Origin of the sequence: Microbacterium sp. GbtcB4 (assembly GCF_019091465.1) — a bacterium.
GTDB classification, from domain to species: Bacteria; Actinomycetota; Actinomycetes; order Actinomycetales; family Microbacteriaceae; genus Microbacterium; species Microbacterium paraoxydans.
The window spans coordinates 1-247 of record NZ_JAGXJJ010000357.1; the positions used below are offsets into that span (position 1 = coordinate 1).

At 70.0% G+C, this 247-nt stretch carries 1 protein-coding gene; it reads right to left on the reverse strand.

Annotation, left to right across the window (positions count from 1 at the left end; all coding sequences use genetic code 11):
* Positions 1–2: 2 nt before the first annotated feature.
* Positions 3–247 (reverse strand): oleate hydratase (locus KVS71_RS18150; RefSeq protein WP_217585233.1); only part of this gene is annotated, 245 nt, incomplete at its 5' end.

Here is a 247-nt window from a genome sequence, read left to right on the forward strand (position 1 = left end):
GCCTACAGCCCGGGAGGGGGGAGCAGGGCGCTGTTCACGGAGTTCGCCGCCAGCGACCGGAGCGTCGCCAGACCCAGGGCGGCCGGTCCGAGGTCGACGCGGCCGGGCTCGCCGCCGGCGACCCAGGCGATGCGCGTCGCCTGGATGCGACCGTCCTCGCTGTCAAACTGGATGTCTGTGACGTTGTGAAGGAACCCGAACTGCACGCCGTGCTCTTCGTGGAATATCCGCATCGGCAGCAGGAGCG